Consider the following 17,685-nt stretch of genomic DNA (forward strand, 5'->3'; position numbering starts at 1 on the left):
CTAGTTCTTCGCGGCCTTGACCGGCTGGTCGCCCTGTACGGCGGCCGACCCAACCACGGTGGCGCCGGCCGGTGCTGGCCGGTCGGGTCGCCAGGTCGGCAACGGTACATCGGCAAATTCCTGGCCGGTCTCGTCGAGCATCGCCTTCGGCGTCGGTCCGGTGGCGCCGCCGAGGCCGACGGCAACCAGGGTCGGCACGTGGTCGAGCTTTTCCTGATAGGGCGATTTCGGCGCATCCTTGGCGGCAACGGCGGGCGGTGCTTCCGATTGCTCCACCTTCGTCTTTTTCTTGCAGATTTCGTCATTCATGTCGTTGGCCGAGAGCGTGTCGCCATAGGACGGCAAGGCGGCGATGGTGGTCGAGCCGGTCGCCGGCGCGTCAAAACCCTGGTCGAGGAGGCGTGCCGCCGTCTCGGCCCGGCTTACCGCGGATTTTTCGCCAAGCACCACCGCCACCAGCGTACGGCCGTTGCGCGTTGCCGAACCGATCATGTTGAAGCCCGAAGGACAGACGAAACCGGTCTTCATGCCGTCGGCGCCGGGATAGCGGCCGATCAGGAGATTGTAGTTCGAGATCGCCTTCTTGCCGACCGCCAGCCCCTCGATCGAGAACCAGGGCGCGTATTGCGGGAATTCGCTGCGGATCGCCATCACCAGCAAGGCGAGGTCGCGCGCCGTCGTGTACTGGTCGGGCGAATAAAGCCCGTTCGGATTGACGAAATGCGTTCCGATCATGCCGAGTCGGCGTGCCTCGGCATTCATGCGTTCGGCGAACGCGGCCTGCGAGCCGCCGACATTCTCGCCCACGGCCATGGCAATGTCGTTGGCCGATTTGACCAGCATCATCTTCAGCGCATTGTCGAGCCGCATCACCGAGCCAGGCTTGAAGCCCATCTTGCTCGGCGGCTCGCCGGCGGAATGCTTCGTCACCTTGATCGGCGAATCGAGCTGGACCTCGCCCGCCGCAATCGCCCGGAACGCCACATAGGCGGTCATCAGCTTGGTCAGCGAGGCCGGATACCAGCGCTTGAAGGCGTCCTGATGCTCGAGGATCTTGCCCGTCTGCAGGTCGAACAGGACCAGCGGATTGGCGAGAACCGATGTCGCGAAGGCGGGCAGCGCAACTGCGCCCGCCAGCAACAATTTGAGAAAATGCCTGTACCGCATCATGGAATCCGAAATCGCCTCTTGCCGTAGTCGCCTCTGGCTCCGTAAGATTTCATTACACGGTCGCCAGCATATTGGTCCGACCCTCATCCCCGGACCGCTTTGCTGCGGTGCTATTTACCCTATGTGACGCCAACATGGCAAAGTGCCGGACAATCACGATTGCAATTGAGCAGACGCAACCCGGCTGCCCCAACAGCGAAATGGACCGATCATGCCAATCCTGAATCGCGCCGCCGAGATGCAAGAAGAGGTTGCCGGCTGGCGACGACACCTGCATCAGACGCCGGAACTGAACTTCGACGTCTTCCAGACCGCCGCTTTCGTCACCGAGAAGCTGAAGGCATTCGGCTGCGACGAGGTGGTGACAGGCCTCGGCAAGACCGGCGTGGTCGGCATCATCCACGGCCGCAAGGGCGACGGCACGACCATTGGGCTGCGCGCCGACATGGACGCGCTGCCGATCAACGAGATCACCGGCAAGCCCTATGCGTCCACCATTCCCGGCAAAATGCATGCCTGCGGCCATGACGGCCACACGGCGATGCTGCTGGGCGCGGCCAAATACCTGAGCGAGACCCGCAATTTCAGCGGTTCCGTGGCTGTGATCTTCCAGCCGGCCGAGGAAGGCGGAGGCGGCGGCAATGAGATGGTCAAGGACGGCATGATGGACCGCTTCGCCATCTCCAAAGTGTTCGGCATGCACAATATGCCGGGCCTGCCGGTCGGCCAGTTTGCCATCCGGCCGGGCCCGATCATGGCGGCGACCGCCGAATTCACCATCACCGTCAAGGGCCGCGGCGGCCATGCGGCGATGCCACACGGCACCATCGATCCGATCGTCATCACCAGCCAGCTGGTCGGCGCATTGCAGACGGTCGCCTCGCGCAGCACCGACCCGGTCGAGGCGGTGGTGGTGTCGGTGACGAAGTTCCACGCCGGCGACGCCTATAACGTCATTCCCGAAAGCGCCGAGATCGCCGGCACCGTGCGCTCACTGAAGAAGGAAGTCGCAAAAAAGGCGGAGGAGCGCATCCGCACCATTTGCCAGGGGCTGGCCACCGCCTTCGGCGCGACGATCGAGGTCGACTACAACGCCAACTATCCCGTCACCTTCAATCACGCCGAAGAGACGGTCTTTGCCGGCGATATCGCGGCCGATGTCGCGGGCAACGCCCAGGTGCACCGCGCCATCCAGCCGGTGATGGGCGGCGAGGATTTCTCCTACATGCTGGAAGCCCGCCCCGGCGCCTTCATCTTCATCGGCAATGGCGACACCGCCGGCCTCCACCACCCGGCCTACGACTTCAACGACGAGGTTATCCCGCACGGCATGAGCTATTGGGTGAAGCTGGCCGAAACCGCGCTGGCCGCCTGACGGACTTTGGCTCCGGGTCCGCATGCGGCGCCGGCGTTCGGGCACGGGCACGGGCACGACGAGATTGCGGGCTTGTCAGGGCAGGCCTTGGAATTCAAGGCCGCGCCACGCCTTGGCGTATCCACTCGGCGCTTTGAACCTTCCTCTTGGCGAAACGATCCGAAGCGGCTATGTGTCGGGCCGCGTGGTCCCGTAGCTCAGTAGGATAGAGCGGCAGATTCCTAATCTGTAGGTCACAGGTTCGATTCCTGTCGGGATCACCAATAAAATCAATTGCTTAAATGCCACCGATGTTCTTTTCATGTCGCATCATGTTGCAAATGGCTACCGTTTATTTTTAATGACTTACAGAAGCTGTCGGCAGGTCCATGCGACATGGACGCGACATGAAACATCTGCAAAAGTCCGATTGCCCTCTCACGGCGGGAACAGGGGTTCGATTCCCCTTGGGCGTACCAGACTTTTCAATGGCTTGACGCTAGTCCGAGACCTTCGGTCCCGATAAGAGACCCGAAAAGCACCCTCAAAACTCATTACTGAATGTGACCCAAAGGACGGTCTACGGACCGGTTTCCTCTCGCCTGGCGCCACCCAGCAGTTCAACGACACGGGCCGCCGTCCTTTACGACTGCTTTGCCACGCCTTCCCGTTTTGATCGTGCCGGCTGTTTTGCCAGCGGCGAAGTCATTTGCCATGCGCTGCACGTCTCCCGCACCGATGTCTCGCGCCGAGCAAGCGACCCAAGAGGGGCTTGATATGTCGTTCTATCCGACCAACGTCGATCGCGAGCGTGGATAGCATCTTTGGCCGCCCAAACCGAGTCAGGACCTGCCCAGCACGGGCCGCCTCAAGATAGAGGTCACGCAGTTCGGAGACGGCGTCACGCCCACCATCCAAGCCGTCAGGTCATGACTTTGTTGCCCTCTCTTGACGGCATTGTTCGCATCAGCCGATCCCTTGGCGGGACAAGCCCCTGACGGCGACCGCCATCCTCCGCCAGACCGATCGTTCCTGACGCCTTGTAAGTGGTCAGACCATTTGACACTATCCGGGCGTCCGACTAGCGTTCGGGCTCTTTGGGAGGAGAAGACATGACGGTGATCAGGAAGACGCTGGCGCTTGCCGGCGCAGTGAGCATTGCATTCGGGCTTTTGCTTCCGGCGCATGCCGAGGACAAGCCTCTAACGATCATGGAATCGGTACCGGGACTGACCTTCCCGTTCTTCGTCCACATGATGAACCAGATGAAGGCCGAGGCCGAGAAGCTCGGCGGGATCACTGTGATCGAGAGCGACGGCCAGGTCTCCTCGCCCAAGCAGACCGCCGACATCGAGGCCGCCATCACCCAGGGCGTCGACGGCATCGTCATCAGCCCGAACGAGGTCGACGCCATGGCGCCGGCGCTGCAGGAAGCCGTCGATGCCAAGATACCGGTCGTCACCATCGACCGCCGCGTCGACAAGGTTCCGGGCATCCTCGCCCATGTCGGCGCCGACAACGTCAAGGGCGGCGAGGCCCAGGGCGAGCTGGTGATGAAGCTCTTCCCGAACGGCGCTACGGTCATGAACCTGCAGGGCCAGTCCGGAGCCAGCCCCGCCATCGACCGCAACAAGGGGCTCCATAACGTCCTCGACAAGGCTGCCGACAAGTACAAGATCGTGTTCGAGCAGACCGCCGGCTTCGACCGGGCCAAGGGCCTGTCGGTCACCGAATCCGCGCTCGCCGGCATGCCGACGCCGCCCGACGTGATCGTCGCCGCGAACGACGACATGATCCTCGGCGCGCTCGAGGCTCTGAAGGCGCGCAACCTCGGCAAGGTCGCGACCATCGGTTTCGACGCGCTGCCAGAAGCGCTGGCGCAGATCCGCGACGGCACGCTCACCGCGACGATCGAACAGATGCCGGGCGGCCAGAGCCGTCTGGCCGTGGACACGCTGGTCAGCTTCCTGCGTGAGGGAAAGCAGCCGGCCAAGAAGGTCACGCTGCTGACGCCGATCGCCATCACCAAGGACAACCTCAAGGATGCCGAGCGCATGGGCGAGGTGAAGTAGCAGTCTGATCGCCTGAGGACGCCACGCGACTGCCGTGGCGTCCCGTACGACCAAATCACCGGGCGGGTCTCTCGCGCCCTTCCTCTTGCGCACTCATCCTGACTGCACCCGACATGACAGAACCACTCCTGCGGGTGACCAAGATCAGCAAGGGCTTCCCCGGGGTCCAGGCGCTCGAAGACGTCGATCTGGAGGTCGCTTCCGGAGAAATCCACGCCCTGCTCGGCGAGAACGGCGCGGGCAAGTCGACCCTGCTCAAGATCCTTTCGGGAGCCCAAGGTCCGGACGCCGGCGCCATCTCCTTCGCCGGAAAGCCGCTGGCGCTTTCTCACCCTCACGACGCGCAACTGCTCGGCATCGTCACGATTTATCAGGAGTTCACGCTCGCTCCGAACATGACGATCGCCGAGAACGTCTTTATCGGCCGCGAGCCGGGGTCCGGTTTCTTCGTCAACTGGAAGGAGATGGCGGCCGAGACCCGATTGATAACGCAGCGCATCGGGCTCGATCTGAACCCAATGTCGCGGGTCAGCGATCTCTCCGTCGCCGAGCAACAGATGGTGGAGATTGCGCGGGCGCTGTCGATGCGCTCGCGCTTGATCATCATGGATGAGCCCACATCGGCATTGAGCTCGACCGAGGTCGACAAGTTGTTCCGCATCGTCCGGGACCTGAAGGCGCAGGGCCTCAGCATCATCTTCGTCACGCACCGGCTGGAAGAAGTGTTCGAGATTTGCGACCGCTACACGGTGCTGCGCGATGGCCGCCAGGTGGGCAGCGGCGCCGTCGCCGAAACGAATGTCGACGGCATCATCCGCATGATGGTCGGCCGCGTCGCCAGCGCCCTTTTCGAGCGTCGCGAGGCAGGCGAGCCGGGCGAGATCGCGCTGGCCGTCGAAGGCCTTACCCGCCGCGGCAACGCTCGCGACCCGCACGCAACCGTGCTCGAAGATGTGTCGCTCTCGGTGCGCCACGGCGAGATTCTGGGGATTGCGGGGCTGGTCGGGGCCGGTCGCACGGAAATGGCCAGGGCGATATTCGGCGCCGACCCGTTCGACGACGGACGCATTCTCGTCGACGGCAAGGCTGTCGACATCCGCTCGCCGCGGGAAGCCATCCGCCACGGCATTGGGCTTGTCCCCGAGGACCGCAAGCAGCAGGCGCTCTTCCTGTCGCTCGCCATTAGGATGAATGTCAGCGTGGCCTCTCTCGACCAGCTTAAGCGCTGGCTGTTCTTCGTTGACGAGCCGGCCGAGAAGAAGCTGGTCGGCGACTTCCGCCGCGCGCTCAACATCCGCATGGCGAGCCCGGAGCAGCTCGTGGTCGACCTGTCCGGCGGCAACCAGCAGAAAGTCGTTCTGGCGCGCTGGCTGGCGCTGCGGCCCAAGGTGCTGATCGTCGACGAGCCGACGCGCGGCATCGACGTCGGGGCAAAGGTCGAGGTGCACAACCTGTTGTTCGAGCTGGCGCGATCGGGGATTGCCGTCATCGCCATCTCCTCCGAACTGCCGGAGATCCTGGTGATCAGCGACCGCATCGTCACCATGCGCGAGGGGCGGGTGACGGGCGAGATTTCCCGCAGCGAGGCCAGCGAGGAAGTCCTGATGTCGATGATGACGCGTAGCGCCGCCCTGACGAGTTAGGAGAGGACCCCTTGGTTGACGTGAAGCCATCTGCACCGGCCACGCCGGCCAAGATCGACCCGTTCGGTTTCCTTGCCCGCTTTGCGCCGCTGATCTTCCTGCTGGTGCTGATGGCTGCGTTCGCGATCATGGAACCCCGCTTCCTGTCGTCGATCAATCTTTTCAACGTCATGCGCCAGGTGTCGATCGTCGGGCTGCTGGCGATCGGCATGACCTTCGTCATCCTGACGGCCGGCATCGACCTTTCGATCGGCTCGCTGCTGGCGTTTGCCGGTCTGGTCGCCGCCGCCGTCTCCAAGGGCGGCCTCTCCAACCGGTTCACCGTCGGAGAGGGACAGGACGCAATCGGCAATGCATGGTACCTGGCGGCACTCGCGGCGATCGCGCTCGGCATGGTGGGCGGCTACCTGCAGGGCTTTGCCATTACCCGTTTGAAGGTGCCGCCCTTCGTGGTGACGCTTGGCGGAATGTCGGCGTTTCGCGGCGCCGCGCTGTTGTTCGCGGCAGGTGGCCCGATCAGCGGATTCGAGCCCGACCTGGTGTGGTGGGGACAGGGCAAGATCGGCCCCTTGCCTATCCTCGGATGGCAAATCCCAATCCCTGTCATCATCTTCCTGGTCTTTGCCATTCTCGCCCATATCGTGCTTCGCTATACACGCTATGGCCGGCAGGTCTATGCGGTCGGCGGCAATCCCGAGGCCGCGCGGCTCTCCGGGCTAAATGTCCGCGCCGTGGTCAGCAGCGTGTATGTGATCATGGGGTTCTTCGCCGGCCTCGGCGCTTTTGTCCTTGCCGCCCGACTCAACTCGGCGGAGGCCGTTGCCGGCACCGGCTACGAGCTGACCGTCATTGCATCGGTGGTGATCGGCGGCACCAGCCTCTTCGGCGGCGTCGGGACGATCTTCGGTACCGTCATCGGTACGATTCTCATCGGCGTGCTGCTCAATGGCCTCGTGCTGATGAATGTGTCATCCTACATCCAGCAGATCATCATCGGCGTAATCATCGTTCTTGCCGTCTCCTTCGACACGTTCGCGAAGTCGCGACGACGGACGCGATGAGCGCCGCCGAGGCTGCCGGTCCATGGCGGAAAGACCCAAGGCAAAATCGCTGACAGCGGCTCCCGGTATTTCCCTAGTGTTGAAGGGATCGAGCCAGCAAGTGGTCAGCAATATCATTGAAGGCCTTCAGAGCACGATATCGGGCTGGGTAAGCCGCTGCCGGGTCCGATGCAGGGCCGCGCCTCAGTCATAGATGGCGACACCGTTGAAATCGAAGGCCAGCGCATCCGCTTCAATGGCATCGATGCACCCGTGAGCAGACAATATTGCGATGACGCCAAGGGCTTCGAATATCCATGCGGGCGCCGGGCTGCCCAAGCCCTTGATGAGTTCCTGGCGGCTTCGAGACCCTTGTACTGCAGCTTCATCGACAGAGATCGGTATATTGTCGGGAATTGTGCGCGGGCCGATGGCCGCAGCGCCCAACAGTGGCTAGTCGAGAAGGGTCGGGCCCTTGATTGGCCACGCTATTCAGGTGGAGCTTTCGCCGCCGCGCAGGAGTCTGCTCGATCAGCACATCGGGGCGTCTGGCAGGGCCGATTTGATCAGCCATGGGACTGGCGGGCGGCCAATGCTGAAAAGGCGGAAGTCGTCAGCGAACCGTCAGCCGGCTTCGGTCTGCTTGGCTCTGGCTGCAACATCAAGGGGAACATCTCAGTTGAAGGTGAGCGCATCTATCACCTGCCTGGACAGAAGTTTTATTCGGCAACGAAGATCTCTGCCGCTAAGGGCGAAAGGTGGTTTTGCTCCGAAGCCGAGGCGCGAGCCGCAGGTTGGCGGCGATCAAAACGATAGGCAATGGACCCGCTATGGATGGACGTCCTCTTCGGTCGCTCGACGCATGCGGAGCTCGCGCTGATCGACGAGGAGTTGCGCCGAGAACGCGTCAAGTTCACCGGGCGGGACCTAAAGGATGGCAACGCTTCTCGTCCCAAAGGGGCTTGGGGCTGACTATGCCATCGCCCATAAGGAATCCTTCCCCTGATGATCTGTCCTACGGAGCGCTCTCGGCCCACATCTTTGCCCGGTTCGACGATCGCTATGGCAAGAAATTGAACATCGTCTATGCGCCTGCGACGGGCATCATTGACATCGACGGCGATCTCTTTTTGCTGTCGGTGTCGATAATCTATGGCCAGGTTAACGTCGAAATAAATCCGGAGCGCCTGGGTTTCAAATATAGCCGATTGGTCAAAGGCAGGTTCCCAAAGATGAACCTGCTACAAAGCTTGGAAAACCTGACTCAGGCTTATGCCGACAGCATCCCAACACGGCTATATGTCGATCTGAGTGATCAGTTCGGGCGGATCGTCATGGTCTACAACGAAATGATGGCACACCATGACGTGCCGTTGGTTGCCGAAGCATCTGTCGACATTGATGCCGGCGTCTCCGCGCTGATGAATGGGATCTCTCTTGGCCATGCGCGGTGGTGTTTTCATCAGGCTGCGGAAAAGTCCGTCAAGGCCCTGCTGAAGTTCGAGGGAGTGGAATACCCGAAAACTGGCCACAAGCTGGATGACCTCGTCAATCTATCGGGTCGCCTGAAAGGAACGATAAGCAGCACCGTTATTGCGAATGTCGTTTGTTCGAGCAAGGCTCGCTATGGCGAGATCGCCACCTCGGTCGATGAGGTTCTTCTCTCGTATCGAAGTGCGCTTCTGGTAATAGACGCTGCACTAAAGAAAATTCCAGCCAAGCGGCTGTTCAGCGGTATTGTGATCTATCCAGGGCCGTTCCCAGATGGCGCCTTCGACCCTAAGTTAGATGGCGCCGAGCAGTAGTCTCGGCCTCACACGGCCGCTATGTCGGCTCTGCCGCGTATCTCGACAGGCTGTCTGTTCAGTGATTTGCTGACCGGCTCAGATTGGGGGATCGAATGAGCCAGTTGATTCACAACGAGTGCGTCAAAATGTCAGCAAACTATTTCAACAGCATGGGCATCGTGGCGCTCGCGACCGGCGTGATCGTTCCCGTACTGTCCATTGGCATCGTCGGAACACCGATTTCGCTATGGACGTTCCTGCCTCCCGTTCTGGGTCTCGTTGTCAGCCTGTTGTTAATCATTGGGGTCATTCGCTTTTGGGCCGCCTCAGGAGTAGCAGTGCCCGCCATTCCTGCCAGGCGCGCTCTGCGGCCGCCCTGTAGTCCGCTGGCAGCGGCTGCCAATCCGCCGGCGCCCTCCTCATGCACCATTTGCACTGGCCTGCCGGACATGCCCGCGTGCGGATCGCCAATCGATCACTGCTTGTAGCAAATCTGATAAGCGGTCAGGCGCCTTCACCTCGGAACCTTGCGCACTGATGGCTGCCGTAAAACGCTGTTTAGGGACCGAGATTGAGCCGCTGGGCGATCGACTTGAACCGGGCCATAAGCGGACGACCGCCCAACATGTCCAAAGTGGATGCACGGGGGATAAAATCTCAAACCTATGGCACGCCATGGGCAACGATTGATACGATGTGCCGGTGCAAGGCTTGTATATTCCCAGAACCCTGATAGTCGGCCAACATACCTTAACTGAAGAGCAACTGCTTCAGCAGGGTTCCACTATCATTGTGCTTGCCGAACCAGGAGCAGGGAAAACAGAGCTTCTGGTCCAATTGGGCAGGCTACTTTCCGTCACTCCGGTGCGGGCTAGCGTCTTCCGGAACCGCTTGCCGGGAACTCCGGTGGAGGCCCTGGTCATCGATGCGATGGACGAGGTCGCTCGCATCGACAAGCTGGCCATGGACACTATCGTTGTCCGGGCGAGCGAGGCCAACTGCGGGACGGTGATCTTTGCCGGGCGATCCAGCGAGTGGGACCTCGCGCGAACAACCTATGTCAAGGAGTGTTTCGGCGTAGATCCGATCATCGTGAAGCTAGAGCCTTTCAGCGAAGCTGAACAGCGGCAGCTTTTCGAGGCGAGCTTCCCCGCTGAAGACTTTGCGGCATTCTCGAACGAGGTCAGCCGGTTCGAGCTGCTGCCCCTTCTTGGCAATCCCCAGTTTTTGCAGCTTCTCGGCGAAGCGTTTTTCGAAAGCGGTCGAGTCTTCACGTCGAAGCCGAAGATCTTCTCGGATGCCGTGCGCCGGCTGGCGCACGAAGCCAATGAAAACCTCGGCCGTCAGGCCAGACCCTCGATCGCGGAGATCATCGACCTTGCGGGCCAGGTGTTCGCCAAGCTGATGCTTTCCGGCGCGACGGGCGTGAGCACGACCGAAGCGCTCAGTGATCGCGACTATCCGTACCTCCCAGGGCTTGCACCCACCCTTCCTCACAAAGTGCAATTCCTTCCCGATACCAGGTTGCTGAAGCCTACGCTATTTCACTCTGGCGGTCGGACCGCACCACCCCGAACGCATCTGGCAGTGGGCCAGGGGACTGTATTTCGGGCGCATCCTCGCAGACAGCGGCCCGACCGTGAAAACACTGGCAGCCGATGCGGGATTGCGCCAAGCGGTGCAAAGACTCGCCTTCGGGGGTATCAGCGACCCCGGCCAGATACAGGAGGCCGCCAGTCGTCTCTTCTCCAGTACAACCCATTCCGGCTTGCGGTTGCGCCATGAAGACTCGCGCGCGATGACGGTGCACTCATTTGAGACCGCAAACGTCGAACTCTGGTCAGCATTCTGGTCGCCTCACAATCCGGATGAAGAGGCAAAGGGCAGGAATGAGCTTCGTGCCCTTCAGCGCCAGCAGGCTGGATCGGACAGTCGGTTTCTCGCCAACTGGTCTAAGCGCCAGCATGCGTGGCAGAAGATGCTGCGTGATCGGAGGAATCGCGTTCGCTACCGGAAAGGGCGATACGAGCGCCGCGATGCTCTGATCAAGGATGAGAACCGCGCCCACCTCTTAGAGAACCGCGAGCTGATTGAGGCGGGAAGGCACGGGGGCTGGTTGGCCGAATTCGGGCAAAACTACCTTTTCGAGCCGGAAAAACTAACCAAGAACCCGGATTACGGTGAGACGCCCATTCGCGCCCTCCGCAACAGTCTCACCGAGTTAAAGGACAAAGTTCCGGCGCTGGAAGCACTCGGTAGGCGCCAAGGAGTCGTCGTCGCGGACATTCTGCTGGCCGCCTGTCTGGCGCGCTTTAGGGACGGCGAGTCGCTGGACACCATCGACAGTTCCATCCTGGCCGCGGTCAAGGCGGAAATGAGTTCGTATCCCACACTCGAAGAAGGCGAAGAGAGGGCATTCGAGGATGAGCTGGATCATATTCTGTTCGCCGAGTCGGGCGCAGCGGAGGACTTTGCGAGGCGGTTTCTGGAGGTGCAGCTCGCTTCGAGCGAAGAGACTCCAACCCGCGTCGACTGGCTCGAACGCAAAACTGCGTTTCAGCACCTGCGGGCAACGTTGCCACTCGAGTGGCTGGGCCGGTTCCCCTTCATGCCTCTCGAAGCGGTGAGGCAACTTTTTGAACTGGCGGCTGTACATGCCGATCGCACGCAACTCGCCCAGCTGATCGACGCGCGGCTGGCCGACCCTGTGGCCGACAGCGGCAGCCACACAGACGCGGACAAACGCGGCCGGGCGCGACGCAAATTCTGGCTGCTCAACTCCTTCTTTTTCAGCACGGGGAAGGCAAACGAGTCATGGGCTGAGCTTCGCGCCGATTCCGACACGATATTTGCAATCGAGGATAGAACCGGGCGTTTCGGAAGAAGTGAGGGAGCGTTCTGGCCGCCTCTCACTGCAGAGGCCATCTACAAGATATTCGATGCCTTCGTGACGGTCTGGCCAAAGGTTCACCTTCCAAGCTCTTTCGGTTCGGGAGACCCGCCAAATGAAAAAGCCTATCGTTTTCTTCATGACTGCGGCTGGAGAATCGCCAATGACTTGCCGGATCGCAGGCTTCCGGTGTTGGAGCGAATGCTTGCCGATCCTCGCTTTGAAACCTTCCGGGATATCCTGCTGACAGTCCGCGCCGAAGCCAAACGGCAGCTCGCGCTTCAGGATTTCCGCGCGCCCGCACCTTCCGACATATCCGCACTTCTCGAGAAGAACGATATTGCAACGGTCGAAGACCTGCGAGCGCTCCTCGTAGAAGAACTGGTGGAAGTCCAGAAGTGGCTGAAGGGTTCGGAGACTGACCCACTCGACACTTTCTACGAGAGCGGTAAACACGTCGACGAGAATACAGCGCGCAATCGCATCGTCGACAGGCTCAATGGGCGGATGACCGCGCTCGGGCTCTCGGTGGTGATCGAACACCACATGGCGGCCGGAAACCGTTGCGACTTCACCGCGGCTGCAACGGTCTCTGGCGCCCGGTCCTTGCTCGTGGTCGAAGTGAAAGGCCAATGGAACACGCATCTATTCACGGCGGCGGCAGCGCAGCTTGATGAGAGATACGCAATCCATCCCGACGCGGCCCGGCAGGGGGTCTATCTGGTGCTATGGTTTGGCAATGGCGAGACTGTCGCGGGCAAGTGGGAACCGTCGATTACATCGCCAGAACAGCTTAGGAACCAGATTGTCGGCAAAATGGCAAAGGAGCTTGATGGGCTCATCGATGTGGTGGTCCTTGATCTCTCCAGGCCCGCAGCCGTTGCCAAGAAGGCAGATGTTGCCAAGAAGAAGGTCAGAAGTAGGCGCTCCGCTTCAAAGAAACCAGCCAAAGCGCCTGCCACAAAGGTTAAGTCGCGCAGGCGGAAGGCAGGCCTCCTGTAGTGGCCGAGGAAGTACAGTCTCGTGTGACCATCGTTGATTTGACCAAGGGGTCTATCAACATGACGGGCGTCCATGCCTCGCTGATCGGGGCATGCGCCGCTATCATCCGTTCCCGTTTGACTTTGACTCGACATGCTTGAGCTTGCGAGAGCCAGACGAAGGTTGGGAAGCACAGGTTAAACATTTGGAAAATCGGGCGCGTGTCATCGAGAGACTTAGAGCCGAGCACGGTACCCTTCAAATCGATCGCGTTATCAAGAACACGCTCGATCTAGGACCGTAGACGCTAGCGCAGCGACGACACTACCTATGCCAAACGTGCGGTGGATTCACGACCAAGGTCCGAACAAGGAATGGTGAAAACGCAGAATGACTGCTTGTGGCGCTTTTTTGCGCGTTCAATCCCGCGACATACGCCGGGCACATCCGTGCTCTCGTCTTGTGCCTCAGCGCCGCAACAAACGGCGCGAGCCAGCGCTCCAAATCAGCTTGCCAGTCCCCATCCATGGCCGGCCCCTCCAAAAAGCCGACCTCCTATGAATCACCGAAGACGCCTCTCGGGAATCCTCAAAATGCTCGCCTTGCTAAAAATCTGCCAAAGTAGTGCTAGGGTCAAAACTCTATCAGCTGGCTGCCGCCAACAGCCGAGATAGATGGTTTCCTGCCGTACGTTTCGTCGACCGGAACGAGCACGTTGCGCCATTTGCGGACCTTCACGGACACGAGCATAAATATCACATCGCGACCGATCTTGTTCTCTAATGGGTCAAGGGCGTCAGCTCGGTTGTGAGCGTTGTCGACGCTGTGGGGTGCCTGCGTTCTCTGCGTGCTCAGTGCTAGCATTCACCCCAGACCACCCGAAGGGCTGGCCAATCGAGCAGGCGAACAAGAAGTGTAACGCCCGGCCTTTGCCCTCTATCCAGCGGTTCAAAGCCTGCCCGTCAAACCCGTCAATCGCGATCCTGAAGGATCGTCCCCAGCGCCGCTCTTTCCTCTGCGGTAAGGACTGCGACCTCGTCACGCCTGCGGTTTCGGGCATTGAAGACGATAGATGCGCCGCCGCCAAGAAGCAGGATCACCGGTGTCGCCCATAACAGTGCATTGCGCGCGCTAAACCGCGGCTTCAGGAGTACGAATTCGCATAGCGCGACACCACGAAATCAATGACCTCGCCGTCGGTATCGCCGGCCACGAGCCGTTCGCGGACAAGCACACGCAGATCGCCGGCGAGTTCGGCATTCGAATCGTCGATCGACTGGTTCTGGCAGACCATGCATCTGAGTTTCACCGACAGGGCGCGCGCACGTTTTTCGAGCCCCGGATCGGCAAGCACTTCTTGCGGCTGAACCGCATGGGCGGGCGCGGTCGCTGCGGCCATCGCCAAGGCCATTGTCAGAGCGATCACGCCGATTGCGATGTGGTTGGCGATCATGGCGCACTCGGATTTGCAACATCCGAGATGGGGAGTTTCCGGCGCGACGGCGCACCGACCCTAAGTCGCCGGTCGAAGAGCGAGACCGCACCGCCGGTCATCATCACCAACGCACCGATCCAGATAAGGGTGACAACAGGTTTCCACCAGACGCGCACGACGATGGCACCATCGGGCGTGGAATCGCCGAGCGAAACATAAATCTGGCTGAAACCGCGCGTCGCGATCCCCGCCTCGGTCGTGGGCATCTGACGCGCGGTGTAGAATCGCTTCGACGAAACGATTTCGCCCAAAACCTTGCCGCTCGAGTCAAAATACACGAACCGTCCGCGGCCTTCGGTATAGTTTGGTCCCGTGAGCGGATGAATGCCGTCGTAGCGGAGCGTGTAGCCGGAAATTTCGAGCGTTTCTCCGGGACGCATCGTGACGATCCTTTCGGTCTCCAGAAAGCCCACGGCGACAATGCCGAGCGTGGTCAGGCCGAGGCCCATATGGGCGAGCGACGTGCCGTAGACCGAGCGCGGCAAGCCGGCGAAACGGCGCAGCGCCACGGCGGGGGTCGCGCTGCCGACCCCCGATTTCAAGGCGATATCCGTCAGTGTCCCGATGATCAGCCAGAAAGCGAGGCCGACACCGAGCGCGGCCAGAACCGACGTGCCGTCGACGAAGAACAACGTCACCATGATCGCGACGAGCGCGGCGCCAAAGGCAAAAACGAGGCGCTGCGCAACCGCGTAGAGATCGCCGCGCTTCCAGGTGAGAAGCGGACCGAAGGGCACGACGGCCAGAAGCGGTACCATCAATGGAGCGAAGGTCAGGTTGAAGAAAGGCGCGCCGACAGAGATCTTGTCGCCGGCGATAACCTCGACCAGCAGGGGGTAAAGCGTACCGACCAGAACGGTCGCGGCAGCGGTCGTCAGGAAAAGATTGTTGAGAACCAGCGCGCCCTCGCGCGATATGGGATGGAACAGGCCTCCGGCGGCCAGCGTCGAGACCCGATAGGCGAAAAGTGTCAGCGACCCGCCGATGAAGATCATTAGGATGGCGAGAATGAACACGCCGCGCGTCGGATCCGTCGCGAAGGCGTGGACCGACGTCAACACGCCTGAGCGGACCAGAAACGTGCCGAGCAAGGACAACGAAAAGGTCAGGATCGCCAGAAGCAGCGTCCAGATCTTCAGGGCCGACCGCTTTTCCATGACGATGGCGGAGTGCAGCAGCGCCGTGCCAGCGAGCCACGGCATGAACGAGGCGTTCTCGACCGGGTCCCAGAACCAGAAGCCGCCCCAGCCGAGTTCATAGTAGGCCCAGTAGGACCCCATGGCGACGCCGCCGGTGAGGAACATCCATGCGGCCAGCGTCCAGGGACGCACCCAACGCGCCCAGGCCGCGTCGATGCGGCCATCCATCAGCGCCGCGACGGCAAACGAAAAGCAGACCGAAAAGCCGACATAGCCGAGATAGAGAAGCGGCGGATGGATGGCGAGACCGATATCCTGAAGCACAGGGTTCAACTCGCGCCCCTCGCTCGGGGCTGGTGTCAGACGGGTGAAGGGATTTGACGTCACAAGGGTGAAGAGAAGGAAAGCCGCGCCGATCCAGCCCTGAACAGCCAGGACATTGGCGCGCAGCGATGCCGGAAGGTTGTTGCCGAACACCGCCACCAGCGCCCCGAACAGGGTGAGGATCAAGACCCAAAGGAGCATCGATCCTTCGTGATTGCCCCAGGTTCCGGTGATCCGGTAGAGCAGCGGCTGCTGCGAATGGGAATTTTGCCAGACATTCAAGACCGAAAAATCCGAGTGAATATAGGCGATGGTGAGCGCGACGAACGAGACGGCCGTCAGCGCAAACCCTGTAACGGCAACCGGCCCGCCGACGGCCATCATCCGCTCGTTGCCGGTTCGCGCGCCAACCAGAGGAAGCACCGACTGGACGAGCGCCAGCGCGAAGGCAAGTACAAGCGCGAAGTGACCGGTTTCAACCATGACGCTATCCTAGAGCAACGTCCGACTAAATGGCATCAATTCTCCTGCCATACGCCTTTCGCTTTCAGGCTGTCGGCTACTTCTTTCGGAATGTAGTTTTCATCGTGCTTGGCCAGAACGCCGTCGACCACGAAAACCCCGTCCTCGCGGAATGTCCCTTCTGTTACGACGCCCTGCTCCTCGCGGAAGAGATCGGGCCTGCTGCCGGTGTAGACCCCACCTTCACGGATTGGTCTTTGTCGGTGACGCCAAACGCCACCTTGGTGCCCCCGCCGCGCACGATCGAGCCTTTCTCGACAAGTCCGCCGAGACGGATGCGCTCGCCGGGGGCGACTGCGTTCTCATTGAGGTCGGCAGGCATATAGAAGTACGACGTCTTCTGGCCAAGCGCGACGAATGTCAGCATCGTCGCCGCGCCCAGAAACGCCAAAGCGCCGCCGATAACCGACAGTCGTCTTCTGGCCAAGCGCGACGCATGTCAGCATCGTCGCCGCGCCCAGAAACGCCAAAGCGCCGCCGATAACCGACAGTCTTTTCTGTTTGCGCGTCATGCCGTCACTCCGTCCCCGAAAGTCCAAGCGAGGTCGCGAAGGCTTCGAGCTCCCTGGCCGTGCCGGTTTCAGCGCCGGAGTGAACGAACCCCGCGACCGAGCGCTTCACGGGCATCCGCTGCCCTGTCGAGGGCAATGTACGAACGCACAAGACGCCTCCATCCTTCCCGGTCCTGCGGGTATTCGCGCAGCCGCCTGTCGAGTCCGACGACCATTGTTTCGATCATCGCGTTGCGATCCGTCGGTGTCATCTCGGCGACAGCGTCGATATCTTGCTGGCTGGGGCTCGGTTGTGCGCTCTCTGGCGGCGCAGTTGCCACGTGCTCTGCGGCTTCCGTAAGCACCTGTTCGACAGCACCGCGCCAGGGGGAATCGGCGGGAATATCCGCAAGCATCGCCTGCCAGGCAACGGCGGCATCGGCAACGCGGCCTTCCTGCGCTTGCGCCGTCGCCAGGAAGAAACGAGCCTTCGGATTGCCGGAGTCAAGCTCCAGCGCTCGCTCGAACGCGGCCTGAGCGTCAGCGGAAACGGTACCGCCAGCCCCGGCCACAATTGCTTCGCCGAGCCCGGACTCGCGGGCGGCTGTCGCGCCGTCGAGCCTGATCGCATTGCGGAACTTGGACATTGCGCTTCAGCTTTGGTTCTTGCCGTGGACAACAAGATAGAGGGGCTTGGCCAAAGTCTCCGATCCTCAAGAAAGTACCACGAAACCGCACCGAACGTGAAAATAAAGTCGTTGAAATCGGTCAGGTTAG

At 61.1% G+C, this 17,685-nt stretch carries 12 protein-coding genes, 2 tRNA genes and 2 pseudogenes; 11 read left to right on the plus strand and 5 right to left on the minus strand.

The genetic code is table 11. The features are described 5' to 3' along the window. Positions 1–1,167, minus strand: coding sequence for a D-alanyl-D-alanine carboxypeptidase family protein (locus AC04SI_RS21205; RefSeq protein WP_404282242.1), 1,167 nt, complete (start codon positions 1,165–1,167; stop codon positions 1–3). A gap of 214 nt (positions 1,168–1,381) precedes the next feature. Here AC04SI_RS21205 and AC04SI_RS21210 point away from each other — a divergent pair, with 214 nt between their 5' ends. The 11 genes from AC04SI_RS21210 (at position 1,382) to AC04SI_RS21260 (ending at position 12,958) form a co-directional block, all read left to right on the plus strand. Next, entirely contained in the window at positions 1,382–2,545 is a 1,164-nt protein-coding gene (locus AC04SI_RS21210; protein ID WP_436247149.1) for a M20 aminoacylase family protein, read from the plus strand. Between the two features lie 186 nt (positions 2,546–2,731). Next, positions 2,732–2,808, plus strand: a tRNA-Arg gene (locus AC04SI_RS21215). Between the two features lie 99 nt (positions 2,809–2,907). Continuing rightward, a tRNA-Glu gene (locus AC04SI_RS21220) sits at positions 2,908–3,003 on the plus strand. 633 nt (positions 3,004–3,636) lie between these two features. After that, a complete protein-coding gene (locus AC04SI_RS21225; protein ID WP_404282246.1) occupies positions 3,637–4,596 on the plus strand; it encodes a substrate-binding domain-containing protein in 960 nt (319 codons plus the stop codon). A 113-nt stretch (positions 4,597–4,709) separates the two neighbouring features. Next, positions 4,710–6,239: a sugar ABC transporter ATP-binding protein gene (locus tag AC04SI_RS21230; RefSeq protein ID WP_404282248.1), complete on the plus strand. Its 1,530-nt coding sequence runs from the start codon at positions 4,710–4,712 to the stop codon at positions 6,237–6,239. Between the two features lie 11 nt (positions 6,240–6,250). Further along, on the plus strand, positions 6,251–7,300 hold the full coding sequence (locus AC04SI_RS21235) for an ABC transporter permease (protein WP_404282250.1): 1,050 nt from the start codon (positions 6,251–6,253) through the stop codon (positions 7,298–7,300). 168 nt (positions 7,301–7,468) lie between these two features. Further along, complete coding sequence (locus tag AC04SI_RS21240; protein ID WP_488474824.1) at positions 7,469–8,095, plus strand: thermonuclease family protein; 627 nt, start codon at positions 7,469–7,471, stop codon at positions 8,093–8,095. A gap of 18 nt (positions 8,096–8,113) precedes the next feature. Then, positions 8,114–8,251 (plus strand): hypothetical protein, encoded by a 138-nt coding sequence (locus AC04SI_RS21245; RefSeq protein WP_404282253.1) that lies wholly within the window; start codon positions 8,114–8,116, stop codon positions 8,249–8,251. A 2-nt stretch (positions 8,252–8,253) separates the two neighbouring features. Beyond that, a complete protein-coding gene (locus AC04SI_RS21250; protein WP_404282255.1) occupies positions 8,254–9,084 on the plus strand; it encodes a HEPN domain-containing protein in 831 nt (276 codons plus the stop codon). 95 nt (positions 9,085–9,179) lie between these two features. Beyond that, a complete protein-coding gene (locus AC04SI_RS21255; RefSeq protein WP_404282257.1) occupies positions 9,180–9,554 on the plus strand; it encodes a hypothetical protein in 375 nt (124 codons plus the stop codon). Positions 9,555–10,705: 1,151 nt separating this feature from the next. Next, positions 10,706–12,958: a hypothetical protein gene (locus tag AC04SI_RS21260; protein ID WP_488474825.1), complete on the plus strand. Its 2,253-nt coding sequence runs from the start codon at positions 10,706–10,708 to the stop codon at positions 12,956–12,958. Positions 12,959–13,908: 950 nt separating this feature from the next. Here the strand turns inward: AC04SI_RS21260 and AC04SI_RS21265 are convergent. The 4 genes and pseudogenes from AC04SI_RS21265 to AC04SI_RS21280 all read right to left on the minus strand — a co-directional run bounded on the left by AC04SI_RS21265 (position 13,909) and on the right by AC04SI_RS21280 (position 17,555). Continuing rightward, positions 13,909–14,390 (minus strand): annotated as a pseudogene (locus AC04SI_RS21265) (cytochrome c-type biogenesis protein). Next, positions 14,387–16,378 (minus strand): heme lyase CcmF/NrfE family subunit, encoded by a 1,992-nt coding sequence (locus AC04SI_RS21270; RefSeq protein WP_404282261.1) that lies wholly within the window; start codon positions 16,376–16,378, stop codon positions 14,387–14,389. The pseudogene AC04SI_RS21265 and the gene AC04SI_RS21270 overlap by 4 nt, the downstream one beginning before the upstream one ends. 35 nt (positions 16,379–16,413) lie before the next feature. Next, positions 16,414–16,784 (minus strand): annotated as a pseudogene (gene ccmE / locus AC04SI_RS21275) (cytochrome c maturation protein CcmE). Between the two features lie 213 nt (positions 16,785–16,997). Then, positions 16,998–17,555 carry a tetratricopeptide repeat protein gene (locus AC04SI_RS21280; protein ID WP_404282264.1) on the minus strand — a complete coding sequence of 186 codons (558 nt, stop codon included), beginning with the start codon at positions 17,553–17,555 and terminating at the stop codon, positions 16,998–17,000. Positions 17,556–17,685: the final 130 nt, after the last annotated feature.

The organism is Mesorhizobium sp. CNPSo 4689 (assembly GCF_057784325.1).